We start from the raw sequence: 25,267 nt of genomic DNA on the forward strand, positions 1-25,267 counted from the left end.
AGGACCAACGGAAGCAGCGGCCGGTATCCGGGCCGGGGGCCGCGAATTATAGCCCTGCCGGGCTGCCGACCGGCCCCGGGCGGGGGTACCATCTCCCAAAGCCGTTCAGGAGCAACACCATGAGCCAATGGATCTCCCTCGAAACCCCCACCGGCCGGATCCAGGCCTGGCGCGCTGAGCCCCCCATTCCGCCCAAGGGCGCGCTGGTGGTCGTGCAGGAGATCTTTGGCGTCAACCACCACATCCGCCATGTCTGCGACACCTTCGCCGCGCATGGCTACGTGGCCATCGCGCCGGCATTCTTCGACCATTTCGAGCACGGCGTGGAGCTGGAGTACGACGCCGACGGGGTGAAGCGCGGCAAGGACCTGGTCGATCGACTCGGCATGGAGCGGGCGCTGGAAGACATCAAGGCCGCGGCCAACGTGGTCCAGGAGGCCGGCAAGGTGGGCGTCGTCGGCTACTGTTGGGGTGGTTCGGTCGCTTTCCTGGCCAATACCCGCCTGTCCATGCCGGCGGTGAGCTACTACGGGGCGCGCACGACGCCCTACCTGGATGAGCAGTTGGATGCGCCGATGATGTTCCACTTTGGCAACCATGACCCGAGCATCCCGGCAGAGGCCATCGACCTGCATCGCAGCAAACAGCCCACCGCGGAGATCCACGTCTACCCGGCTGGCCATGGCTTCAACTGCGACCAGCGCGCCGACTACGACGAGGCCAGTGCCACGCTCGCGCTGGAGCGGACCCTGTCCTTCTTCCGGCGCACGCTGCGGCCGGTGTACTGACCCGCGAGGCGCCCCATGAGCCACAAGTCCCCGGTGTCCACCCACTTCGAGCTGCACCCGCAGCTCGCCAATGACACCCAGCCGGTCGCACACCTACCCCTGTGCGATGTACTGCTGATGGACGATGCCAACCACCCGTGGCTGATCCTGGTGCCCCGGGTGCCAGCCGCCGTGGAAATCGTGGACCTCACCGACGAGGCCCAGGCAACGCTGATGCACGAGATCACGGTCGCGTCGCGCGCGCTCCAGGCCGCATTCAAACCCCACAAGATCAACGTGGCGGCGCTGGGCAACATGGTGCCGCAACTGCACATCCACGTGATCGCACGCTACACCACCGACATTGCCTGGCCCCGGCCCGTCTGGGGAATGGCCGATGCCCAGCCCTACAGCGCAGAGGATCTGGTCGATCGCATCCAGCGACTTCGGGACGTGCTTCCCGGCTGACCCTGGACGCCACGTGGCATGCTTGCGACGTTGCGCCCGATCCCCGTGGGCGTCGTGATGATCCGGAGCCCGTATGATCCGCCGACTATTCCTGGCCTCAATCCTCGCCTGTTCCACGCTTGCCAGCACGCCGGCAAACGCCGCCCTCTTCGGCAAGAAGCCAGAAGTCGCCGCCGACGAGGCCGTGCAAGGCAAGCTGGCCACCATCACGATCTGGGTTGATGCATCCTGGGGCTTCCGGAACCAGGGCGCCGCCAACTCGCTCAATCGCGCGCACGTGGTGTTCGACCAGCGTGGCTACCGCGTGCACAGCGTGGTCCCATACATCGAGAATGGCGACCTACAAGGGTTCTTCGTCACCTACGAAAAGCGCTGAAGCTGGCCATTCGCTGGGAGCCAGGGGAGGCAGCGCCTCCCCTGGTCCTGAGTCAGGGCGCTACGACGGCCGTCTTGGTGTCGCCAATATGGCGATCAAAGAACTTCAACATCTCGGTATACAGGCGCAGGTTGTTTTCTTCCTTGTAAAAGCCGTGCATCTCCCCCGACTGGATGATCACGCCTTCGGGCGGATTGCCCGCCAACGTCAGGGATTTGGCCATGGCTTCGGTATGCTCCGGCGGGCAACGCGCGTCACGCGCGCCAGCCGCCAAGTACACCGGAAGCTTGATCTTCTGCGCGTGCAACGCAGGCGACATCGCATCCCGCTCCGCCTGAGTGCTACCAAAGGCGCGCACGAGGTAACGCATGCCGGACTCGCTCCGGCTGGTGTCGCTGAGCTTCATCTGAATGTCGGCACTGTAGAGTCCCACGTAACCGAATGCGCACTTGAACAGTTGCTGGTCCCGAGCGGGTGCCATCAGCGACGCGTAACCCCCAAAGCTGCCGCCGTAGATGCATACCCGATTGGCATCCGCATAACCCTGATCGATTGTCCAGCGCGTGGCGTCAATGATGTCGTTCATGATGCCCTGCGCCCATTGGCCGTAGGCCATGTCCTGGAACGCCTTGCCGAACCCACCGGAACCGCGGTAATTGACCTGCATCACCATATAGCCCCGACTGGCCAACAACTGGGTCTCCCAGTTGAACGCCCAATCATCACGAGGCCCCATCGGGCCGCCATGAACGTTGACGATCATCGGCAGGTTCTTGCCCGTGCTGCCCTTTGGAATCGTCAGGTAACCGTGAATCTTCAATCCGTCACGGGTGGTGAGCGAGAAAGGCTTGACGCTAGCCATCCGCTCCGGGTCAAGCCACTTGCGCCCCTGCATCAGGAAGCGGGCCTTACCGCTGTCCCTGTCGTAGAGATAGAGCTCGCCCGGATTGCGGTCGCTGCGGACGGAGACCAGCACCTGCTTGCCGTCCTCGGTGCCGCCAGAGAAGTTGACGAACTGCCCGGGGAATGCCGCGGCAAGGGACGCATAGAGCTCGGCATCAGGGTGTGACTCATCAACCATCGTGACCCGCGGGGCACCCGCTTCGGTCACAACGCCAAGCACGGTCTTTCCGTCCACCGACTCAATGTATCCAGAGGGGTCCGAAACCGGATCCTGGAACAGAGTCTTGAATTGACCGGTTTGCGGGTCGATAACGCCGAACGCCGCAGGCGCCTTGCCATCGCTCAGCGTCGCATAGATCTGTCCACCCGCCCCGCCGCCGCCAACGCTCAATCGCTTCCCGGACGATTTGGAGCTGTTGATCAGCGTCCACTTGCCGTCGTCGCCACGGCGATAGAGCTCCGAGTGGCTCTCGTAGCGCCCCTGGTCGTCCTCATCATCGAAGCAGACCGCGAATCGCGGCACCTTCTGCGAATCCAGCGAGATGCTGCAGTTCTCCCGCGGAGCCTTCGCCACGGTCTTCCAGCTACCGGCGATAGTGTCGAACAGGACCACTTCTGTACCGACACCATCGGCCGAACGGGGGTAACTGACCGACATCAGGACGTTCTGGTCATCGTCCTCCAGCGTATCCAGGAGGCTGAAGCTCCCCTTGACTTGCTTGCCCCGCTGGGTCACGTCACGGGTGCCAAAAAACACCAGCGCCCGCGGCTGGGATCCGTCGGCGTTTACGCCATACCACTCACCGGTGCCAAACGGCCGCGCGAAACGGCCGAACTTGCGAATGGAGTTGAACATCAACCGGTTTGGGCTGACCCAATGGAAGCTACCAACGCTCTTCTGTTCCGGCAGCTGATTGATCTTGACGATGCTCATGTCCCGGGTACGCAGCACCGTCAGGACATCCTGCTCCCCCCGGTCGACCGTCATCGCGAGATACTGGCCATCTGGTGAAATCTTGGCCGTACTGTAAGTCGGGTGGCGTACGAAATCCTCGATCGGCGGCGGTGACGCTGCGGCGCCCCCCGATACCAGCGCGATCCCCATCGCGGCAATGCACTTCTTCAACATCCTTCTCCCCCTATCCAGAGTTTTGATTCAACGCGACGGGAACGGCATTACCCCCCTTCCGGGCATTGCTACCCAAAGAGTGTGCCCGCGCTCAAGTACGAGGCAGCGTGACACCCACCTGCCCCTGGTACTTGCCCCCCCGATCCTTGTACGAGGTCTCACAGACCTCGTCGGACTGGAAGAACAGCATCTGGGCGACGCCTTCGTTGGCGTAGATGCGCGCCGGCAGCGGGGTGGTGTTGCTGAACTCCAGCGTCACGTGCCCTTCCCACTCCGGCTCCAGCGGCGTCACGTTGACGATGATGCCGCAGCGGGCATAGGTGCTCTTACCCAGGCAGACCACCAGCGTGTCGCGGGGAATGCGGAAATACTCGACCGTGCGCGCGAGGGCGAACGAGTTCGGCGGGATGATGCAGACGTCCGATTCGATGTCGACGAAGCTGCCGCTGTCAAAGTGCTTCGGGTCGACGATCGTGGAATTGATGTTGGTGAACACCTTGAACTCGCGCGAGCAGCGCACGTCGTAGCCATAGCTCGACGTCCCGTAGCTGACGATCCGCTGGCCATCGGCCCCGGTCTTGACCTGCCCCGGCTCGAACGGCTCGATCATGCCGTGTTGTTCGGCCATGCGGCGGATCCAGCGGTCGGACTTGATGCTCATGCGGAGGGGCTCACCCAGCGGTCGGAAGCGCCGATTCTAACGTTTAGCCCCTGCCGGGGGCAGTCGTGTCCCAAAAGAAGAAGGGCCCGGCATCCGCCGGGCCCTTCGCTCACCCCGAAGACGGGATCAGAAGCCGCTGGCGTTCAGGCGGCCACCGGTGACGACCTTGCCCTGCAGCGACGGAGTCGGCACCGCCGAGCCCATGATCGCCGCCTTGATGTCGGCCGCGGTCGCACCCGGGTGCGAAGAGGCGTACAGCGCGGCAGCGCCGGTCACGTGCGGGGTGGCCATCGAGGTGCCGTTGTAGCTGGCATAACCCGAGATCACGCTGCCCTGGCTGGACTTCGGAACGGTCGACCAGATGCCCGAACCCGGCGCACCGATGTCCACCGTGGTCGCGCCCCACTGCGAGAAGCTCGACAGGCCGCCGGTGCTGGTCGTCGAAGCCACCGCGATGATGTTGGCCTGCGGGTAGTTGGACGGGTAGCTGGCCTGGGCGTCATTGTCGTAGGCCGAGTTGCCGGCCGCGGCGATGAACAGGATGCCGGCGTTGTTGGCGCGGGTGATCGCGTCCGACAGGCCCTGCGAGAAGCCACCGCCGCCCCACGAGTTGTTGGTGGCAACGATGTTCAGGCCGTGGCGGCTCTTGAGGTCATTGAAATAGTCGACCGCCTTGATCGCGTTGGCGGTAGTGCCGCCGCGGCGGCCCAGGAACTTGGCGCTGATCAGCTTCACGCCGCTCCAGCACACGCCTGCCACGCCCTTGCCATTGCCACCCACACCCGCGATGGTGCCCGACACGTGAGTGCCGTGGTCATCATTGGCACCGCCGGAGTTGATGTTGTTGCTGCCACCGTCGAAATCCCAACCGCGGGTGTCATCGACGTAGCCGTTGCCGTCATTGTCGACGCCATCAGCCGCATCGTACGGGTTGGTCCAGATGTTGGCGGCCAGGTCTTCGTGGTTGTAGAAGATGCCTTCGTCGATCACGCCGACCACGACGTTGCTGCAGTCGGTATGGCCACGACCCCACGCCTCGGCGGCCTGCGAACCGTACTGGTTGGCCGGCGACGAGGCGTCACCGTACATGCCCCACAGCGAACCGTTGGTGTAGTAGGTGTCGTTGGAGGTGGCGGAATGGGTGTAGATCCAGTTCGGCTCGGCGTATTCGACAGCCGCGTTGCGGCTCAGGGCGCTGACCGTGGCGGACAGATCGCGGCCGGCAGGAAGGCGCATCAGCGCCAGTTCGCCGCGCTGGCTGTTGCCGGCACGGACGACGTCGATCTTGGAGGCGCCCAATCCTTGGCGAACGGCGGTCTGCTGCGCGGCAGTGGTGCCGTCACGGAACTTCACCAGCAGTTCGTTGGCCTGGTGGGCACGGCCGGCATTGAGGCCGGAGATGACGAGGTCAGGACGACCGCCGGCGAACGCCGCGGACGACAGGCCGAGAGAGGCGACAACTGCGCCGGCCAGGGCCGCGGTGCGGATTGAATGCTTCATATCTGGAACTACCCCCGAAGGTAAGAACAGGAAAGCGCGGCCACACTAGCCGCGCCATCCGAATCTAGGGGGATAGCTGCCCCGGCCGCATGCTGCACTGCAGCACTCGATCGAGGCCGACTTCAGGACAAAAGCGAGACGGATAAAGGCCTTGCAACCTGAGGTCTACCTGAAAGCTGAACCGCTAGCCGACGAGCGGCCACTTTATAGGCATGAACGGTGGCCGTTTCTGCCGCCTTGGTCACAATGGGGTGGCCACTATCGCCCAGCTCGCGCACCTCAACGTCCAACGGCAGGCTGCCGAGCAGAGGCACACCGTATTGCTCGGCCATCCGCCGGCCGCCGCCCTCGCCGAAAATGTGCTCAGCATGCCCGCAGTTGCTGCAGACATGCACGGCCATGTTCTCGACCAGGCCCAGCACCGGCACTTCGACCTTCTCGAACATCTTCAAAGCCTTGCGGGCATCCAGCGTCGCCACATCCTGTGGCGTCGTCACGATCACGGCCCCCGCCACGGGGATCTTCTGAGCCAGCGTGAGCTGGATATCACCGGTGCCCGGCGGCAGGTCCACGATCAGGTAGTCCAGTTCACCCCAGCGGGTGTCGTTCAGCAGTTGCGACAGGGCCGATGTCGCCATCGGGCCGCGCCAGATCATGGGCGTGTCCTGGTCCACGAGCAGGCCGATCGACATGGCGACAACCCCATGGGCACGAAGCGGCTCGATCGACTTTCCGTCCGGGCTGTCCGGCCGCCCGTGCAGGCCCAGCATGGTGGGGATGCTGGGACCGTAGATGTCGGCATCCAACAGACCGACCTTAGCGCCGTCCTGGGACAGGGCGACCGCCAAGTTGACCGCGGTCGTGGATTTGCCGACACCGCCCTTGCCCGACCCCACGGCAATAATGTTCTTTACGTTCGGCAGCGGCGACAGCGCGGGCTGGACCGCGTGGGCGGCAATCCTCTGCGTGATCTCGAGGCGGCTCAAGCCATAGCCGTCCGCCGCCAAGGCTTGGGCAATTGCCTCTTCGGCCCAGGGCTTCAGCCAACCCACCGGAATGTCTGCCACGACCTCGACGGCGGCCGCGCTTGCAGACACGGCGACTCGCACCCGGGCAAAGGCCCCCAAGTCAACATCCAGTTCGGGAACCCGAAGGCCGCCCAGCCGCTTTTCCAGTTCCGCAACGCCCATTGTCGAACGCGTGCCCCGCTGACCAGTCATCAGAGGCAAGGATTGTACCGCTCCCTCTGCCCCCGCCAGTCCAGCCCCCGCACATCCCCCGAAGTACCGCTACCCAGCTTTGATGACCCGAGCTTGGCGCTTGGTCGAGCAAATCATTCCGGGCCATAGGCGCTCCAACTCCCTACCGGAATTTTGTGACGATGATGTGTTTTTGACTTAACCGCATGTTAACGTCGGCATGCCAGCCCTAAGCTGGTTGTCAAAAATTCGTTATTAATTCGTTTTGGGGGGATGTAATGATCGTGGTGACGCGTAACAAGAGGCTTGAGCGCAGCCGGCTGACTTCGGCGCTAATGGGAGCTCTTCTCGTATCGATGGCAGGCACCTCCATGGCTCAGGAAGCGAGCCAGGAGACCACCGAGAAGAAGGAAGAAGCCACGACCGTCGAAGGCGTCGTCGTCACGGGTTCGCGAATCAAGAAGGCCCAGATTGAAGGCCCTGCCCCCGTCACGGTGTTGACGTCCAAGGACCTCGAGACCCAAGGCTTCACGACCGTGGCGGAAGCGCTGAACACGCTGACCCAGGTGACTGGCTCCGTTCAGAACGAGCTCACACAGAGCGGCTTCACTCCGAACGCCAGCGTGATCGACCTGCGTGGCCTTGGCCCGGGTCGCGTGCTTACCCTGATCAACGGCCGCCGCGCTGCTGACTATCCGCTGCCGTACAACGGCCAGTCGAACTTCGTGAATCTGAACGCAATCCCGCGTGCGGCGGTCGAGCGCATCGAGATCCTGTCGGGCGGCGCCTCGGCGATCTACGGCTCCGACGCGGTTGCCGGCGTGGTCAATATCATCCTCAAGACAAACTACGACGGCAACGACCTGCGCCTGCGCGCCGGCACGACCACCCGCGGTGGCGGCGACTCTGCCGACATCCAATGGACCGGCGGCAAGGTGGGCGAAAACTGGTCGCTGACCTACGCCATGCAGTACGTCGCCCGCGAAGAACTCTTTGCGCGCCAGCGCGACTTCATGGATTCGTACCGCGACGACCCGTCCACCGCCAACCCGACTCCGGTTGAGGGCATTCGCCTGCGCAACCGCCAGGCCGCGACCAACAACCGTCTGTGGCCGTTCGGTGCCGACGCAACGTGCGGCGGCTTCGACGAGTTCGAACGCTTCCAGCTCCCCAACAACCTCGGCCAGGGCTGCGGCTACTTCGGCTACCCCGCCACCCAGCAGATCCGTAACTCGCTGCAGAACGCCTCCGCATACCTTTACGGAGTGATGGACTTCACCGACAGCCTGCAAGGGTTTGCCAGCCTGAATGTCTGGAACTCGCAGGCTGATACGGCATCGGCAACGCAGTTCTTCAGCACCCCGCTGTACTTCGACCCGCAGTTTGGCCGCATCGTGGATGGCCAGCGCATCTTCACTCCGGCCGAAATCGGGCCGCAGCAGACCGAAAACGACGAGTCTTCCTGGGACTTCGCCGTGGGCCTGCGCGGCAGGCTGGGTGAGCGTTTCGACTGGGATGCGACCCTCTCGCGTTCGGAGTACGACGTCGAGATCAACCGCCCGCGCTTTCTGCGGCAGCCGCTGTTCGACTACTTCCTCGGCCCGCAGCTGGGAACCCAGCTGGTAGGCTCAACGCGCTACCCGATTTACCGCACCAACCTGCAGCGCTATTTCAACCCCATCGACCCGACGACCTATCAGTCGCTGAGCACGATGGTGAAGACCGAGGCCGAATCCAGCGTCACCCAGGCCAACTTCGTCCTGAGTGGCGACCTGTTTGAACTGCCCGCAGGTGCCGTCGGAATGGCTGCTGTCCTGGAAGCCGGCAGGCAGGAATACACCCTGACTCCGGATCCGCGACTTCTCCCGGGCGCCAATCCCGCGACCGCCATCTACAACCTGACCGGCACCGGCGGCGGCGGCGAGCGCAACCGCTACGCCTTCGGCTTGGAGTTCTCGGTTCCGATCCTCGACAGCCTGACCATGCAGCTGGCAGGGCGTTACGACAAGTACGACGACATCACCCAGGTTGACGACGCTGTCACTTACAACGCCGGTTTGGAATGGCGTCCGCTTGACGGGCTCCTCGTCCGCGGCTCCTATGCCACGTCGTTCCGCGCGCCGGACATGCACTACGTTTTCGCCGACACCTCCGGCTTCTTCACCGGCGTGTTCGACGAATACCAGTGCCGTCGGGATGGCCTGAGCTTGACCACCTGCGCGTCCCAGACGCCGTACAACTATCAGGTGTTCGGCACCCGCCAGGGCAATGCCTTCCTGGAAGAGGAAGAGGGCAAGTCCTGGACCGCCGGCATTGTGTGGGACGCGTTCGAAGGCTTCTCGGTTTCGGCCGACTACTACCACATCGAATTGGACAGCGCGGTGTCCGACGTGGGCACCGGCTACCTGCTCCGCAACGAGGCTGCTTGCCGTCTCGGTACGGATCGCGACGGGTCGGCTGTGGACTCGAACTCGGCAGGCTGCCAGCAGTTCCTGAGCTTTGTCACGCGTACGGTCGGTGGTCCCAACGATGGTCGCATCGAGGAGATTCGACTGAACCCAATCAACCAGAGCTACAACGCGGTGGAGGGTATCGACGCCGCCGTGGACTATCGTCTGGACACCGACCGCCTGGGCGACTTCCGCTTTGGCCTGAAGTGGTCGCACACGTTGAAGCAGGAGTTCGAAGAGTTCCCGGGCGACGGCGTGCAGCAGTACCGCGACTCGCTCCAGAACTTCGACTTCCGCAGCCGCATCAACTGGTCTGCCACATGGAACAGGAACGACTGGGGCGCTTCGCTGTACGGCTATCGCTGGGGTTCGGCGCCCAACTGGGCCGAGACCGGCCGCATCGCTCCCTACATCGTGTGGAACGCCGGCCTGAGCAAGAAGATCACGCCCAAGGCCACCGTGGGCGTGACCGTGAACAACCTGTTCGACAAGTTGGCTCCGGAGGACGACACGTTCTACACCTACCCGTACTTCTGGCGCGCTTACAGCCCGATCGGCCGGGAAGTGTTCGTTCAGTTTGACTACAAGTTCAACTAAGCACCGCCTGTACCTGCGTTCCCAATTTGAAGCCCGGCGCATGCCGGGCTTCTTTTTTGGATGGAGTCATGGTGAGGCGCTTCCATACGCCGACGAATTCTGTATAAAAGATCATGCCCGCCCGGCCTGGCCGGGGGCCAGAATCCACGAATCCCTGGGAGGGGACCGATGCGCAACAAACTGTTTACGCTCCTGATTGCACTGCCGCTGCTGGCCCTCTCGGCCGCCGCGTTCGCGCAGACCTCACCGGTCGGCTCGTGGACCACCATCGACGACAAGACCAAGAAGCCGAAGTCCGTGGTGGAAATCTACGAGACCACCAATGGCTCGCTGGCCGCTCGCGTCGCCGAAATCCTGCATTCCGATCGCGGCCCGAACCCGGTCTGCGACAAGTGCACAGGCGATCGCAAGGGCAAGCCGGTCAAGGGCATGGTCATGATGTGGGGCGTGAAGAAGAAGGGTGACGGCTGGGAAGGCGGGCAGATCCTCGACCCCGCCACCGGCAAGGTCTACTCGGTGAAGATCCGGCCCATCGAGGGCGGCAGGAAGTTGGAAGTGCGTGGTTTCATGGGCTTCTCGCTGCTCGGCCGCACGCAGGTCTGGGTTCGCCGCTAACCCACATCCAATCCAGCAACAAAGCCGGCCCCGTGGCCGGCTTTTTTGTGGCGGTCATGGCGGCAGCGTTTGGGTGCCCGCGGGCCGATCACGGCGGGTATGACCAACCGAGCCCATGCGGATCAAGGCTCAACCCCCATGCGATAATCTCCGACCCGCCACGCTGCCCACGCCCATGCCCCTCCAGCACCTCGTCACCTGCGCCCTGCCCTATGCCAACGGCCAGATCCATCTGGGCCACCTGGTGGGCTACATCCAGGGCGACATCTGGACGAGGGCGCAGCGCATGGCGGGCCACACGGTCCATTTCGTGTGCGCGGACGACACCCACGGCACGCCGATCATGCTGGCGGCGGAGAAGGCCGGCATGACGCCGGAAACCTACATCGCTGGCATCCAGGTGGCCCACGAACGCGACTTCGCCGACTTCGGGGTGGCCTTCGACCATTTCGACTCGACCAACTCCGAAGGCAACCGCGTCCTGACCGAGGCGATCTTCCAGCGCCTGCTGGAGAACGGGCACATCACCCGCCGTTCTGTGGCGCAGTTGTACGACCCCGAGAAAGGCATGTTTCTGCCCGACCGCTACGTGAAGGGCATCTGCCCCAACTGCGGCGCGGCCGACCAGTACGGCGACAACTGCGAGAACTGTGGCGCCACCTACGCGCCCACCGAGCTGAAGGACCCGCACTCGGTGCTGTCGGGCGCCACGCCGGTGATCCGCGAGTCGGAGCATTTCTTCTTCGAGGTGGGCCAGTTCGAGGCGTTCCTGCGCGGCTGGCTGTCCGGTGAGGTGGCCACCGCCGGTACCAAGGCCAAGCTGTTGGAATGGCTGGACGCCGAAGGCGGCCTGCGCGCGTGGGATATCTCGCGCGATGCGCCCTACTTCGGATTCCAGATTCCCGGTCACCCGGGCAAGTACCTGTACGTGTGGCTGGATGCGCCCATCGGTTACCTGAGCAGCTTCCAGGCGCTGTGCGAGCGCGCGGGACTGGATTTCGCCAGCTTTCTGCGCCCGGACAGCAAGGCGGAGATGCACCACTTCATCGGCAAGGACATCGTCAACTTCCACGGCCTGTTCTGGCCGGCGGTGCTGCACGGGTCCGGCCACCGCGCGCCCACGCGCCTCCACGTCAACGGCTACCTGACCGTGGACGGCGCCAAGATGTCGAAGTCGCGTGGCACCTTCATCATGGCCCGCAGTTACCTCGAGCACGGGCTGGATCCCGAGGCGCTGCGCTACTACTTCGCCACCAAGACCTCCGGCGGCGTGGACGACCTGGACCTCAACTTCGCCGACTTCGTGGCGCGGGTGAACTCGGACCTGGTTGGCAAGTTCGTGAACCTGGCGAGCCGTTGCGCAGGGTTCATCGGCAAGCGTTTCGGCGGCCAGCTGGCCTCGTCCCTACCCGATGCGGCCATGTACGACCGCTTCGTGGCCCAGCTGACGCCAATCGCCGAGGCGTATGCCCGCAATGAAGCTGCCACGGCGCTGCGCCTGACGATGGCACTCGCGGACGAGGCCAATCGCTACATCGACGACACCAAGCCGTGGGTGCTGGCCAAGCAGGAAGGTGCCGACGCCGAGCTGCACACGGTGTGCACGCAGGGAATCAACCTGTTCCGCGTGTTGGCCGCGGCGCTCAAGCCGGTGTTGCCGCGCGTGGCCGCACAGGCCGAGACATTCCTTGCGGCGCCCGTCACCGGCTGGCAGGACCTGCAGGTCCCGCTGATCGCCCACCGCATCAACGAATACACCCCGCTTTTCACCCGCATCGACCCGAAACAGATTGAAGCCATGATCGAAGCCAGCAAGGAATCCCTGCAGTCCGCCCCCACCACCTCCGCTGCGACCGCACCAAGCGAAGCCAAGGAAACGGCAAAGAAAGCAGCTGGCAACGACACAGCGAAGGCCAACGCGAAGACGGCAGGGGGCGCTGGGGCACCGGCGGTTGACGGCGCGCCGGCCTACATCGGCATCGACGACTTCGCCAAGCTCGACCTGCGCGTGGGCAAGGTGATGGCGTGCGAGTTCGTGGAGGGATCGGACAAGCTGCTGCGTTTCGAACTGGACGCCGGTGAACTGGGCAAGCGCCAGATTTTCTCCGGCATTCGCGGTTCCTACGCCGAGCCGGAAAAGCTGGTGGGCCGCAACGTGGTGTTCATTGCCAACCTCGCGCCGCGCAAGATGCGCTTCGGCCTGAGCGAAGGCATGATCCTGTCCGCCGGCTTCGATGGCGGCAGCCTGCACCTGCTGGATGCCGACAGCGGCGTGCAGCCGGGCATGCCGGTTCGCTGAGCCTCTGATCGCAGAGGAAGTTCACGCCGGCCCCAAGTCGACCGGCGCGACTGGACCGATGGCCACGGCATCCCCCCGGACGACGGACCTTGAGGCGCTCACCGAGCGTCTGGACCGCCTGCTGCCGCAGACCCAGTGCGGCCAGTGCGGCTATCCGGGCTGTCGCCCGTACGCCCACGCCATGGCCACCGGCGAGGCAGGACCCGATCATTGCCCGCCCGGTGGCGATGCGGGCGCGCACGCGCTGGCCCACTTGCTGGGCATGTCGCCCATCCCCTACGACCGCGCCCGTGGCGAGCACAAGGCTGCGTTGGTTGCGCTGGTCATCGAAGCCGACTGCATCGGTTGCACGAAGTGCATCCAGGCGTGCCCGGTTGACGCGATCATCGGCGCTTCCAAGCACATGCACACGGTGATCGAGCCGCTGTGCACCGGTTGCGAGTTATGCATACCCGCGTGCCCGGTGGATTGCATCGTGATGGTCGCGCCGGTGGCGGCTCAGGGGCCGCACTTCGGCGAATAATGCCGGGGAATCAGCGGCCCTGGGCGCTGGCGCCGGCCCCGGCGGCGGACTCTGCGGCCGCACGGCCAATGCCCGTCGCGCTGCAGGCGGAACAGACGCGCTCCACCGCGTAGCCCTTCGCTCGCAGCTTCTCGACGACGCCATCGCTGCCCAACAGGTGCAGCGAGCCCACGACCACCAGAACGTCGTCGTCCTGGCCCTGGCCATCCAGCATGGCCTGCAACTGGGGCATCCAGGCATCGTTGCGCTGCACGTTCATGATGCGGTACGAGGCCGGGGCCTTTTCCTGCATCTCCACACGCGTGAGCTGCTCCAGCCGTCCCGTGTCGCCGCTGCGCCAGGCGTCATGCAGTTCGGTCAACACGGCCGGCATTTCGGCAAAGCGGTCTACAAAGTCCACGAGGCCGGCCACCTGTTCTTCCATCGGCGAGGCATCCAAGGCGCCTAGTTGGAAGTCGATGCTTTCCAGTGCGCCCGTGGCCTTGCCGGCCTCGATTGCGCGGCGGGCCAGATGCTGGTCCAGGCCCATCTCCGCCTGGAAGCCCTGTGCACCGGCCATCCCCAGCGTCAGTGAGAGATTCACGAACCACGGTTCAAACCGGTCGATGGCCGCGATGGAGCTGCCCTGTCGCGCAAGAAGGCGATCCAGCTTCTCGCGCAGGACCGGCGGCACCACCGTGCTCAGGCGGCGTTCGTCGCCATAACCGGCCGCCAGCAGGAATTTCTGCGCGGTGGCGGGATCGGCGAGTTCCTCCAGCGCCACTTCGAACACCACCTTCTCGGCGTCTGCGAAGGCGCGGTCGACATCGCCCGACAGCGGATAGTCGCTCGGCTTGAGCAGGTGCAGCGAGCCCAGCAGGTACAGGGTGTTGTCGCGGTCGGAGACCTTCCACAGCAGTGGCACGGGCGCGGTGGTCGCGGCCTTTGTCGCCATTGCAGGTGTGGCGGATGCCGCAGGTGTGCCTTTTGCCGATACCGTCGCACGCGTCGGAGCAGGCGTGACCCGGGGAGCGTCCGTCGCCGCCCACGCCATCGCCGAGATCAGGGTGGCGGAACCAAGGATCAGGCCAAGGGCGTTGAGGCGTCGGGACATGTCTAGGGGAGCAAGGGCGGCGGAGGGGACCGGTGGGTCAGAGTTTCTTGGCGTAGGCCTTCTCACCGGCCGTGATCTGCAGATCCAGCCGGTTTTCCAGCGGCGGCAGCGGGCAGGTAGCGAAGGAGGTGAACGCGCAGGGAGGATTGTAGGCCTGATTGAAGTCCAGCAGCACCTGGCCCTGCGCATCCGGCATGTTGGCGTACAGGTAACGACCCGCCCCGTAGCTGCCCTGTCCACTGGTACGGTCCGCCAGGATGAGGAACAACTTGCCGTCGCCCTCATCCAGCGCTTCCAGCCGGAAGGTCTTGTCGTCGCGCTGGAATTCCACGACGCCTGGGTTGGCGATCGCATCGGTGGTGCCAATGATGTTCACCACGTCCAGGGTCTTGCCCGCCGGGTGCGCAATGAACCGCGCGGGGATCTGCCACGCGCGGTCCGCAGGCCAGTAATCCAATCCGGCAAACCCGACTCGCGTCGGCGCGTCGGCATGCTTCACCCGCAGCGCGTAGCGCTGGCCGCGCTTGATCACCGTGGCGATGCCCTTGCCCTCGTCGAAGCCGATGACGGTGGGACCGGCCGGGTCTGCATCGCTTCGGAGCGTGGCCGCGCCCTTGTGGGGCTGGCCGTCCAGGGTGATGGCCACCTTGGACTCGCCCGCAAAGCGCAAGGTGTCGCCCTTCAGCGTCAGCAGGCCCAGGTGCGCCGGCCCGCTTGCCAGGCGGATGCCATTGTCGGCGTCGCTACCGATGTAGTGCGACCCCGGGTCGATCCAGTGCAGGCCAATCAGGCTGGTCCAACCGTCGGGCTTGGTCAGGTCCGCCTTGCGCTGCTCGCGCCATGCCTGCTGCGCGGCATTGAAGGCCACGTCCTCGGCCGATGGCGTGGCGGGGGCGGCCTCTTCCTTGTCGCCACAGCCGGGCAAGAATGCGGACGAAAGCAAGGCAATCGCGAGCAGCGCGCGATGCCACGAACGAGAAGTCAGGCGCATGTCAGCGTCCTCGGAGGAACCAGCGATCAATATCGGCAAGGGTAAATCGCGCCCACGTCGGACGGCCATGGTTGCACTGGCCGGAGCGCTCGGTGATTTCCATTTCCCGGAGCAGGGCGTTCATTTCGGGCAGTGACAGGCGGCGGTTGGCGCGAACGGCGCCGTGGCAGGCCATCGTCGCCAGCAGCTCATCGCGAGCCGCGGCTACACGTCGTGACTCGCCGTGCTCGCGCAGGTCGGCCAGCACATCGCGCAGCAACGCCTCCACGTCACCGTGGGCCAGCAGCGCGGGCACGCTGCGCAGCGTCAGCGACTGCGGGCCGCTGCGGGTGATCTCGAACCCAAGCGCGGCGAGCGTATCGACTTCGCGCTCGGCGACGTCGGCCTCGCGCTCGGCCACCGCCAGGGTGGCAGGCACCAGCAGCGGCTGCGTGCGCAGGCCTTCGCCATCGTGCGCGGTCTTGAGCTTCTCGTAGCCGATGCGCTCGTGCGCGGCATGCATGTCGACGACGATCAGGCCGTCGCCGGTTTCAGCCAGTATGTAGATGCCGTGCAACTGGGCGATGGCGTAGCCCAGGGGCGGCAAGCTGGCGTCGCCGTTGCTGGGCAGGGGCATGTGATTGGCGGTGGCCGACGCCACGGTCGCGGAGGGGGCGCCGTACAGCGCACCGTACGACGCACGCACTTCTTCCACCGGCAAGCCCAACGGGGCCTGTGGCCGGTTCCAGCTGATACCGGCACCGCCACCCGCTCCCGGCGCGCCGAAGGCGAGACTCGCCGGCGTTGTCCCGGCTCCGGGAACAGACTGCCCCAGCATGACGGCAGCAGCTTGCCCGTCCATGCCCGTCGCCCCCCCGACCACCACGCCCGCGCGCGTCCCCGCCAGAGCCTCGTGCAGCGTGCGATAGACGAAGTCGTGGATCAGCCGCGCATCGCGGAAGCGCACCTCGTGCTTGGCCGGATGCACGTTGACGTCGACCCGCCGCGGGTCAAGCACCAGGAACAGCACGTAGGCCGGCTGGCGCCCGTGGAACAGGACGTCCGAATACGCCTGCTTTACCGCGTGCGCCACGCTGCGGTCGCGTACCGCGCGTCCATTGACGTACAGGAACTGCTGGTCGGCGCTGGCCCGGTTGTAGGCCGGCTGTGCAATCCACCCATGGAGGCGCAAGCCCGCTGCGGCGTGGTCGACGTGCAACGTATTGCGGGCAAACTCCTCGCCCAAGGCCTCATGCAGGCGCACCTCGGACAGAAGGTCGCCCTCGCCCTTCCAGCGCCGCGAGGGCTTGCCGTTATGCGAGACGCGCAACTCCACGTCCGGTCGGGCCAGTGCCAGCTGCCGCAGCCAATCCTCGATGTGTCCCAGCTCGGTGCGCTCAGCGCGCAGGAATTTGCGGCGCGCGGGCACGTTGAAGAACAGGTCCCGGACTTCGATGGTGGTGCCCTGCGGATGCGAGCGGGGCATCACCTGCCCTACGCGACCACCGTCGATCTCCAGCGCTGCGCCGTGCTCGGCCGCTCGGTGTCGCGACGCCAACAGGAACCGGCTGACCGAGGCGATGGACGGCAATGCCTCGCCGCGAAATCCCAGCGTCGCCACGCCCTCCAGGTCATCCAGCGAGGCGATCTTGCTGGTCGCGTGGCGCGACACCGCCAGGGGGAGTTCCTCGGCTGGGATGCCAAAGCCGTCATCGCGTATGCGGATCAGGCGGACACCGCCCTCTTCCAGGTCGATGTCCACGCGCCTGGCACCGGCATCGAGGGCATTCTCGACGAGTTCTTTCACCACCGACGCGGGTCGTTCGACGACTTCGCCGGCGGCGATCTGGTTGATCAGGGTGTCAGGCAGTTGGCGGATGGGCACGTGGGGGGCGACGTCTGGACGGCGTCGTCAAAAGGCCAACGATGATGATAGCCGGAATCGCTGTCGCGACCGGCGCCCGCTTGGACTCAGGGGCTTCCGCCCGCCGCTGCGGCACCGGCCGATGCCACTTCGGTGGCCCGCGCACGCGCTGCGTAATAGGTGCCGGGCGGTGGTTGCCGGGTGAAATAGGTATTGACCCCATCCACGACCGCCCCCGCGATCTTGCGCAGGAACGCCGGGTCATTGAGGCGACGCTCTTCTTCCGGATTGGAGATGAAGGCGGTTTCCACCAGCATCGACGGCATGTCGGAAGTTCGCAGCACCGCGAAGTTGGCGCGCTCCACGTGCGGTTTGTGGTTGTTGCCGACGCGCTTGAGGCCGCTCAACACGTGATCGGCCGCCTCCTCAGAGGCGCGCATGTGGCCGGACTGGGTCAGGTCGAGCAGGACCGAGGCCAGCGTGTTGTTGGCCTTCTCAAGGCGCACCCCGCCGATCAGATCGGAGGAGTTCTCTTTGTTGGCCAGCCAGCGAGCACGCTGCGACGACGCACCCTTCAGGGAGAGCACGTACACCGAGGAACCATCGGCGCTGCGGTTCTCGGCGGCGTCGGCATGGATGGAGATGAACATGTCGGCCTTGGCCGCGCGCGCGAGATGGGCGCGCTGCGGCAACGGGAGGAACATGTCCCGGTCGCGGGTGAGGTAGGCCTTGAGGCCGGGCGTGGCGTTGATCTGTCGCGCCAGTTCGCGGCTGATGGCCAGCGTGACGTCCTTCTCGCGGGTGCCATTCATTCCCATGGCCCCCGGATCCTGACCGCCATGGCCGGCATCGATGGCGATGACAAGCGGGCGGGCACCGCGGCCCGTCATCACGTCCTGCAGCGTCTTCACGGCCGCGGCGCGCGAGGCCTCGTCATCTGCAATGGGTTTCACGGCGGAAGTTGCCGAAGAAGTGACCGCTGGCGCAGCGGTACCCGATGCGACGCGGGTCGGTACCCCGGTCGCCACGCGCGTGGCGCCGGGCACCGAGGACGTGGATGTGGCCGAGGACGTAGTGGAGCCCGACGTACCGGTTTCTCCCGGCGACGCAGGACGCTGTACGGACGCTGCATTGGAGGTGGTGGCGCTGCCAGCGGGCAATGCCGAGGCGATCTGCGAAATCAAGCGGGTCGTTGCCGCGGACGAAGCCGCGGCCTGATCCACGGGAGCCGGGGTTGAAGCGCCGGCCGGCGCCTGCGGCTTGGCCGCTCCGGGAGCGGGGACCACTGCGGACGCCACGGAACTGGCCGGTGGCGACTCCACCTTGCCCATGGCCAAGCCGTCGCCCGGCCATTCCAGCACCAGGGTGGCGCCGCTGGCGACTGGTTCCAGCCGTGGCTTGAGCACGGCAACCTTTTCGGCAAGGTCGAAAACGATGCGGGCGGTGCCCGGCGCGGGTTGCCCCACACGAACGGACTTCACCACGCCGGCACCGGCCGGCATGGCCACGCCCTTGCCCAACGCGGACGCGGGCAAGTCGACCACGAGCCGGTCCGGCTCCTGGAGACTGATGACCTTGAATTCGGCCGCCTTATCCAGGGCAATCTCGGCACGAGTGCCGGTGGCGCCGTTACGGAGCTCCAAGCCCTTGATTTCACTGGCATGTGCGAAGTTCCAGGCCAGCGCTGTCAGCAGCGCCGTGCCAAGCAGGAACTTCTGTACGGTGGCCCCTTTCACTCGCATGGGGGCAAGTCAATCACTCCGCCGCATGGATTGCAAGCCCTTTTTCCCTTATAGATCCGCAACCTGCCCCAACTTCCTAGTGAACAGATCAGGAGTCAGGGCCAACCTCATGGCGCGACGCCGCCTCAACCCACACCGCACCAGAGGGGGTCAAGGGCCGCAGCACCGCCCGGCGCCCCTCGCCTGCGACCGTCAACTCAACTACCAGATCGGCTGCTGGCAGGGCGCCGCGGCCACGCTCGGGCCATTCGACCAGCCACAGGGTGACCTCGTCGGCATCCAGCCCGAGGAACTCGAGCTCCGCCGGGTCGCCGATGCGGTATAGATCCAGATGCCATGCCTCGCCCCCGCCGCGCAGGGGGTAGCGCTCGACCAGCGTGTATGTCGGGCTGCGGATGGTGCCCGTGACGCCCAATGCGCGTAGCAGCGCCCGGGCCAGCGTGGACTTGCCAGCGCCCAGGTCGCCGCGCAGGTGCACCACGGCATGCGCTGGTCGCGAGCGGGCCAAGGCCTCACCCAGGCGAGCCGTCGCGTCCGCGTCGACCAACTCAAGTTCCGTCACGATTACTCCTTCGCATTGCGCAGGCGGCGCAATTCGGGCATCAGGTCGCTGGGCAGCAGTCCGATTGGGCCCGCGACTGCCGCCGCGGCGTCACCCGCAACGGCATGAAGCAGCGCCCCGAAGCTGGCCGCATCGAACGCGGAAAGTCCCTGCGCGCGCAGCGACGCGACCACGCCGGTCAATACATCGCCCATTCCGCCGACAGCCATGCCGGGATTCCCGGCACCGACCACGCGCGGCGTGGAACCCGGCGCAGCCACCACGGTGCCGGCGCCCTTGAGGACGACGACTGCGTTGAAGCGTTGCACCAAGGCATGCGCGGCGCTGTAGCGGTCACGCTGCACGTCGTGGGCATCGCTGCCCAGCAGTCGGGCAGCTTCACCGGGATGAGGGGTCAACACGCTGCAGTCCGGCAGCGGTTGCGGCATGGATGCGAGCAGATTCAGCGCATCGGCGTCCAGCACCAGGGGCTTGCCAGACGCGAGCGATGCCTCGAACAGGGCCCTGCCCCACGCGTCCTGCCCGAGGCCGGGTCCCAGCGCGATGACGTCCGCGGCTTCAACCAGCCCGCGAAGCGCAGGATCATCAGTATCCACGCAGTGCGCCATGACTTCGGGTCGGCGCGACAACATCGCGGTCACGTGTTCGGCACGGGTGCCGATATCCACCAAACCCGCGCCAGCGCGCAACGCGGCCTCGGCGGCCAGCAGGATCGCACCGCCGTGGCCCAGTTCACCCCCCAGGCACAACACGCGACCGTGGCGTCCCTTGTGGCTTTCGCGCGAACGCCGCGGCAGACGCGAAGTCAGCGAGGGAGCCCGCATCAACTCGGCAGCAGGCGACGTGGCCGCAACATCGGCTTCCGTGACGCACAGGTCGGCGAGCAGGCAGTCGCCCACGTGGTCCAGCGCCGCGCCTGTTACCAGGCCGCGCTTGCGCAGGAGGAATTCGATCGTCGCATCGGCGCGGACCGCCAAGGACGCGACGGCACCGGTGTCGGCATCCACGCCGCTGGGCACGTCCAAGGCCAGGACCGGCACCTTCGCCTGCCCGATCGCCGTGAACAGCGCAACCGCGTCACCTGGGGGCGCGCCCGCAAAGCCAATCCCGAACATCGCATCCACGACAAGATCCGCGGGCGGCAACTCGCCGGACCACTCGACCACCTTGCCGCCGGCCTGGGCATAGTCCTGGGCGACGTGCACCGCCAGGGCTCCGCGCGGTGCATGGCCCGGCAAGCGAACCACCCGCACATCCCGACCAGCCTCCAACGCGTGGTGCGCCAGCACGTAGCCATCGCCGCCATTGTTGCCGGGGCCACAGGCCACCAGGATGCGCATGGCGTCAGGCCAGCGGTCGAGCACCACCTGCCACGCGGCCTGCCCCGCCATCAACAGTGCTGCATCGCCAAGGCGCGCACTGGCCCGCGCCTCGACCGCGCGCACGGCTTCAACGGCATACAGGGGAGCGTCGGACATGCCGCGATTCTATACTGCCCTCGCCGTGAGCCCTTTCCCTGCCCCGCCCGCCCACACAGCGACCGATTTCGACGCATTGGCGCCGCGCCTGCGCGCGCTTGCGCAAGAAGCCGGGTTCCAGCATTTCGGTGTCGCAGGCATCGAACTGGATGCCGACGAGGTCCACCTGAGAGACTGGCTGGCGAAGGGGCTGCACGGCTCCATGGGCTGGATGGCCCACCATGGCGACAAGCGCTCGCGCCCCGACGAACTGCTCCCCGGCACGCTGCGTGTGATTTCGGTCGGGCTCGATTACGGCCGCCGTGATGACGCGGAGGCGTGGCAAACGTTGGCCGCAGGCGAGCGGGCCTACGTGGCCCGTTACGCACTCGGGCGCGATTACCACAAGCTGATGCGCCAGCGGTTGCAGAAACTGGCCGAGCGCATCGCCGCCGAGATCGGCCCCTTCGGCTACCGCGTGTTCGTCGATTCCGCGCCGGTGCTGGAACGCGCCCTGGCGCGAAATGCAGGGCTCGGCTGGATCGGCAAGCACACCTGCCTGATCGATCGCGATGGGGGGTCGTGGTTCTTTCTCGGCGAAATCTACGTCGACCTGCCGCTACCCGTGGATCCACCGGCCACGGCACATTGTGGCACCTGTACCCGCTGCATCGAGGTGTGCCCCACGCAGGCAATCGTCGCGCCGTACCGGCTGGATGCCAGACGCTGCATTTCCTACCTCACCATCGAGCACGACGGCCCTATTCCCGAAGAGCTGCGCGTGCCAATGGGGAACCGCATCTTCGGCTGCGACGACTGCCAACTGGTGTGTCCATGGAACAAGTTCGCCAAGCGCAGCGACGAACCGGATTTCCGCGCTCGCAACAACCTCGACCAGGCGACATTGGCGGAGCTGTTCGCCTGGACCGAGGAGGAGTTCCTGCGTCGCACTGAAGGCACGGCGATCCGCCGTAGCGGACATGAGCGCTGGCTGCGCAACATCGCGGTGGCGCTGGGCAATGCGCCGACATCGCCCGAGGTGGTGGTGGCGCTGGAGTCGCGGCGCGGGCACGACAGCGCGCTGGTGCGCGAGCACGTGGCATGGGCGCTGCAGCGCCATGGTGTTGCCTGAGTCAAACCGGTGCGCGCTCAGGCGCCGCGGTCGCTATGCACGGATCAGCGCGCCAATGAAGCCCGCTCGCGCCACTCGCTGATCAGTGCCGCGGTGACCGGGTCGTCCGCTACGTGCTCGCCTTCCAGCGCCGGCAGCAGCCGGTTGGCGACCTGCTTGCCGAGCTCCACGCCGAACTGGTCGAAGGGATTGATGCCCCACACCAGCCCCTGCAGGTAGACGCTGTGCTCGTACATGGCGATGAGCGCGCCGAGGGACTGCGGGGTCAGCTCGTCAAGCAGGATCAGCGTACTCGGCCGTTGCCCTGCATAGCTGCGGTGCGGATCATCGCTGCTCTGTCCGTTCGCGAACGCTTCCGACTGCGCGAAGAGGTTGGCCAGCAGCGCCAGATGGTTGCCCGGATGATCGTGATCGGGACGCGCGATGCCGATGAAATCCACCGGTTCGACATTGGTGCCCTGGTGCAGGGCCTGGAAGAAGCTGTGCTGGCTGTCCGTGCCCGCGCCGCCCCACCACACGGGCACCGTATCCACGGTCACCGGCGAGCCATCCAGCCTCACCGACTTGCCGAGGCTTTCCATCACCAGCTGCTGCAGGTAATTGGGCAACAACTTCAACCGCTCGTCGTAGGGGAGCACTGCCTGGGTGGATAGCCTGAGTGCATTGCGATTCCATACGGCGGTCATCGCATGCCACACCGCGAGGTTCTCGCGCAGCGGCGTCAACAGCACATGCGCGTCCATGCCCGCGGCGCCACCCAGCAGCGCCTCGAAATGGTCCATGCCAATCGCCAACGCGATCGGGAAACCAACCGCCGACCAAAGCGAATAGCGACCACCCACCCAGTCCCACATGGGGAGCACGCGCTCGGGCGGGATGTCGAAGGTGGTCGTGGCCCGCGGCGGGTTGGCGGTGATGGCGTACAGACGACGGTCGTCACCCAGCCAGGCGCGCAGGATGGCGCCATTGAGCAGCGTCTCCTGCGTGCCAAAGGTCTTGGATATCAGCAGTACCGCAGTGCGCGCAGGCTCGAGACGGGAAAGCAGCCGTTGTGCGGCGGCGCCATCCACGTTGGACAGGAAGTGCACGCGGAAGCGCCCGCCCACCACCGGTGCCAGCGCGTCGACCACCAGCCGGGGCCCGAGGTCGGAGCCGCCAATGCCCACGCTGACAATGTCAGTGACTTGGCTCTCCGCCAGCGCGTCGGCCAGTTCACGCATGCGCTCGCGGACCTCCAGCGCCATGGCATGGGCCTGGCGGCCGGACTCGGTGCCGGTCAGGTCACCCCGCAGCGCGGTGTGCAGCGCAGCGCGGCCTTCGGTCTGGTTGACGGGCTCGCCAGCGAACAGCGCGCGCAGACGCTCCGGGGTGCCCAGCGATTCGGCCAGGGCAAACAGCGCCTCAAGCGCCTCGCGGTCGTAGCGCTGGCGGGCAAAATTGGCGTAGACCGGGCCCGCGCGCAGGGCGAAACCGGCAGCGCGACCCGGATCCGCCGCGACCAGGGAGGCGGTGCTTACCCCCTCCAGACGGGCCGCGTGGCTTGCGAGTTCGCCCAGCCCGTTTGCCCCTGCCATGGGTCGATCAGGCGGCTTGCGCGGGGATCGAATGGTTGGTGTGGGTCAGGCGATTGTCCTGATCCACGTAGACCAGCGTCGGCTTGTACTTGGCCGCCTCGGCCTCATCGCAGGCGCCATAGGCGCAGATGATCACCAGGTCGCCGACCTGGGCGCAATGCGCCGCGGCGCCGTTGACCGAGATGATGCCGCTGCCTTCCTCACCGCGGATCGCGTATGTCGAGAAGCGGTGACCACTGTTGATGTTGTAGATGTGGATCTGCTCGTACTCGCGGATGCCCGAAATGTCGAGCAGGCGGCCGTCGATCGCGCAGGAGCCTTCGTAATGCAGCTCGGCGTGGGTGACGGTGGCACGGTGGATCTTGGCCTTGAGCAGGGTCAGTTGCATGTTCGTACTCAATCCGCAGTGGGGTCGCGGGCGAAGGCAGGATTCTACCAGCCGATGGCGCAATGCAACATCCGCCGCGAACCGGTTCAGCCGACAGCAGGCCAGGGCGCCGCGAGGCGGGTCAGGTGTCGAATTCCAGGTTGTCGATAAGCCGGGTGCCGCCCAGCCGAGCGGCGATCAGGGCCACCCGCGGACCACCTTCCCCGTCCGTCGGCTCGCGTAGATCGGGGGTGCGCACGACGGCGTAATCCACCTGGAAACCAGCGTCGGCCAGCGCGGCCGCCGCCTTCTCCTCCACTTCGGCGTAAGGGATTCCACCCTGCACCGCCCCGCGCATGGCCTGCAGGGTTTGGTGGATGGCGGGGGCGCGGGCCCGCTCATCGCCCGAGAGGTACTGGTTGCGGGAACTCAGGGCCAGCCCGTCGTCAGCGCGAAAGGTGGGGGCGGCAACGATCTCCACCGGGAACGCCAGGTCGCGAACCATGTAACGGATCACGGCCAGCTGCTGGTAATCCTTGCGGCCAAACACGGCCACATCGGGTTGCACCTGCAGCAGCAGCCTCGACACGACAGTCGCCACTCCATCGAAATGGCCAGGACGGTGGGCACCTTCCAGCGTCGAGGTGACGTCGGGTACCCGCACGCCCACGGCGGCGTCCGCGCCATAGGGGTACATGGTGTCCACCGAGGGCAGCCACAGTGCGTGGCACCCCGCAGCCGCCAGGCCTTCGGCATCGGCCTGAGGGGTGCGCGGGTAGCGGGCGAAGTCCTCGTTGGGCCCGAACTGGGTCGGGTTCACGAACACGCTGGCCACCACCCGGTCGGCATGCTGGCGCGCCAGTTCGATCAGCGAGAAATGGCCGGCATGAAGGTTGCCCATTGTGGGGACCAGCGCCACGCGCAGTCCCGCGCGCTTCCACTCGGCCACGCGGGCACGCAGCGTCGCCAGATCCTGGACGGTCTCGATCATCATTTGGGTCTTCCGGTGCTGCCTGGGT

At 65.9% G+C, this 25,267-nt stretch carries 21 protein-coding genes; 8 read left to right on the forward strand and 13 right to left on the reverse strand.

The genetic code is table 11. The annotated features are described in order from the left end of the window. Window positions 1-119 precede the first annotated feature (119 nt). The 3 genes from AC3ARF_RS08905 (at window position 120) to AC3ARF_RS08915 (ending at window position 1,611) form a co-directional block, all read left to right on the forward strand. Complete coding sequence (locus tag AC3ARF_RS08905) at window positions 120-788, forward strand: dienelactone hydrolase family protein (RefSeq protein ID WP_498927132.1); 669 nt, start codon at window positions 120-122, stop codon at window positions 786-788. 15 nt (window positions 789-803) lie between these two features. Then, the gene (locus tag AC3ARF_RS08910) at window positions 804-1,235 is read left to right on the forward strand and encodes an HIT family protein (RefSeq protein ID WP_498927134.1); all 432 of its coding nucleotides are present in this window, start codon (window positions 804-806) and stop codon (window positions 1,233-1,235) included. 73 nt (window positions 1,236-1,308) lie between these two features. Then, window positions 1,309-1,611, forward strand: coding sequence for a hypothetical protein (locus AC3ARF_RS08915; protein ID WP_498927136.1), 303 nt, complete (start codon window positions 1,309-1,311; stop codon window positions 1,609-1,611). Window positions 1,612-1,663: 52 nt separating this feature from the next. Here the strand turns inward: AC3ARF_RS08915 and AC3ARF_RS08920 are convergent, their stop codons facing one another. The 4 genes from AC3ARF_RS08920 to apbC all read right to left on the reverse strand — a co-directional run bounded on the left by AC3ARF_RS08920 (window position 1,664) and on the right by apbC (window position 6,994). Next, a complete protein-coding gene (locus tag AC3ARF_RS08920) occupies window positions 1,664-3,643 on the reverse strand; it encodes an alpha/beta hydrolase family protein (RefSeq protein ID WP_498927138.1) in 1,980 nt (659 codons plus the stop codon). A gap of 91 nt (window positions 3,644-3,734) precedes the next feature. Then, a complete protein-coding gene (gene dcd / locus AC3ARF_RS08925; RefSeq protein ID WP_498927140.1) occupies window positions 3,735-4,304 on the reverse strand; it encodes a dCTP deaminase in 570 nt (189 codons plus the stop codon). Window positions 4,305-4,430: 126 nt separating this feature from the next. Further along, entirely contained in the window at window positions 4,431-5,804 is a 1,374-nt protein-coding gene (locus tag AC3ARF_RS08930; protein WP_498927142.1) for a S8 family peptidase, read from the reverse strand. 122 nt (window positions 5,805-5,926) lie between these two features. After that, window positions 5,927-6,994 carry an iron-sulfur cluster carrier protein ApbC gene (gene apbC / locus AC3ARF_RS08935; protein WP_498927144.1) on the reverse strand — a complete coding sequence of 356 codons (1,068 nt, stop codon included), beginning with the start codon at window positions 6,992-6,994 and terminating at the stop codon, window positions 5,927-5,929. A 365-nt stretch (window positions 6,995-7,359) separates the two neighbouring features. On the opposite strand from apbC, the gene AC3ARF_RS08940 reads away from it, so the two are divergent. From AC3ARF_RS08940 to rnfB, 4 genes are all read left to right on the forward strand, one after another. Beyond that, entirely contained in the window at window positions 7,360-10,050 is a 2,691-nt protein-coding gene (locus AC3ARF_RS08940) for a TonB-dependent receptor plug domain-containing protein (protein WP_498927146.1), read from the forward strand. Window positions 10,051-10,218: 168 nt separating this feature from the next. Continuing rightward, on the forward strand, window positions 10,219-10,665 hold the full coding sequence (locus tag AC3ARF_RS08945) for a DUF2147 domain-containing protein (RefSeq protein ID WP_498927147.1): 447 nt from the start codon (window positions 10,219-10,221) through the stop codon (window positions 10,663-10,665). A 175-nt stretch (window positions 10,666-10,840) separates the two neighbouring features. Then, window positions 10,841-12,964: a methionine--tRNA ligase gene (gene metG / locus AC3ARF_RS08950; RefSeq protein ID WP_498927149.1), complete on the forward strand. Its 2,124-nt coding sequence runs from the start codon at window positions 10,841-10,843 to the stop codon at window positions 12,962-12,964. 58 nt (window positions 12,965-13,022) lie between these two features. Next, window positions 13,023-13,487 carry an Rnf electron transport complex subunit RnfB gene (gene rnfB / locus AC3ARF_RS08955; RefSeq protein WP_498927151.1) on the forward strand — a complete coding sequence of 155 codons (465 nt, stop codon included), beginning with the start codon at window positions 13,023-13,025 and terminating at the stop codon, window positions 13,485-13,487. Window positions 13,488-13,497: 10 nt separating this feature from the next. On the opposite strand, the gene AC3ARF_RS08960 is transcribed toward rnfB, so the two are convergent. From AC3ARF_RS08960 to AC3ARF_RS08985, 6 genes are all read right to left on the reverse strand, one after another. Continuing rightward, window positions 13,498-14,580 carry a TraB/GumN family protein gene (locus AC3ARF_RS08960; protein WP_498927153.1) on the reverse strand — a complete coding sequence of 361 codons (1,083 nt, stop codon included), beginning with the start codon at window positions 14,578-14,580 and terminating at the stop codon, window positions 13,498-13,500. 37 nt (window positions 14,581-14,617) lie between these two features. Then, window positions 14,618-15,571, reverse strand: a complete 954-nt coding sequence (locus AC3ARF_RS08965; RefSeq protein ID WP_498927154.1) for a DUF1684 domain-containing protein — start codon at window positions 15,569-15,571, stop codon at window positions 14,618-14,620. A 1-nt stretch (window position 15,572) separates the two neighbouring features. After that, window positions 15,573-17,435: a DNA mismatch repair endonuclease MutL gene (gene mutL / locus AC3ARF_RS08970; protein WP_498927156.1), complete on the reverse strand. Its 1,863-nt coding sequence runs from the start codon at window positions 17,433-17,435 to the stop codon at window positions 15,573-15,575. A gap of 86 nt (window positions 17,436-17,521) precedes the next feature. Continuing rightward, complete coding sequence (locus AC3ARF_RS08975; protein WP_498927158.1) at window positions 17,522-19,156, reverse strand: N-acetylmuramoyl-L-alanine amidase; 1,635 nt, start codon at window positions 19,154-19,156, stop codon at window positions 17,522-17,524. Between the two features lie 88 nt (window positions 19,157-19,244). Continuing rightward, window positions 19,245-19,718 (reverse strand): tRNA (adenosine(37)-N6)-threonylcarbamoyltransferase complex ATPase subunit type 1 TsaE, encoded by a 474-nt coding sequence (tsaE, locus tag AC3ARF_RS08980; RefSeq protein ID WP_498927160.1) that lies wholly within the window; start codon window positions 19,716-19,718, stop codon window positions 19,245-19,247. Between the two features lie 2 nt (window positions 19,719-19,720). Beyond that, on the reverse strand, window positions 19,721-21,196 hold the full coding sequence (locus AC3ARF_RS08985) for an NAD(P)H-hydrate dehydratase (RefSeq protein ID WP_498927162.1): 1,476 nt from the start codon (window positions 21,194-21,196) through the stop codon (window positions 19,721-19,723). Between AC3ARF_RS08985 and queG the strand changes: the two genes are divergently transcribed. After that, entirely contained in the window at window positions 21,195-22,307 is a 1,113-nt protein-coding gene (gene queG, locus AC3ARF_RS08990) for a tRNA epoxyqueuosine(34) reductase QueG (protein ID WP_498927164.1), read from the forward strand. The genes AC3ARF_RS08985 and queG overlap by 2 nt on opposite strands. 44 nt (window positions 22,308-22,351) lie before the next feature. Here the strand turns inward: queG and pgi are convergent, their stop codons facing one another. The 3 genes from pgi to panC all read right to left on the reverse strand — a co-directional run bounded on the left by pgi (window position 22,352) and on the right by panC (window position 25,239). After that, window positions 22,352-23,881, reverse strand: a complete 1,530-nt coding sequence (pgi, locus tag AC3ARF_RS08995; RefSeq protein WP_498927166.1) for a glucose-6-phosphate isomerase — start codon at window positions 23,879-23,881, stop codon at window positions 22,352-22,354. Between the two features lie 7 nt (window positions 23,882-23,888). Then, the gene (gene panD / locus AC3ARF_RS09000) at window positions 23,889-24,269 is read right to left on the reverse strand and encodes an aspartate 1-decarboxylase (RefSeq protein ID WP_498927168.1); all 381 of its coding nucleotides are present in this window, start codon (window positions 24,267-24,269) and stop codon (window positions 23,889-23,891) included. 121 nt (window positions 24,270-24,390) lie between these two features. Next, on the reverse strand, window positions 24,391-25,239 hold the full coding sequence (gene panC / locus AC3ARF_RS09005) for a pantoate--beta-alanine ligase (RefSeq protein ID WP_498927170.1): 849 nt from the start codon (window positions 25,237-25,239) through the stop codon (window positions 24,391-24,393). Window positions 25,240-25,267 lie beyond the last annotated feature (28 nt).

It is taken from the genome of Lysobacter sp. KACC 24251, assembly GCF_057747755.1.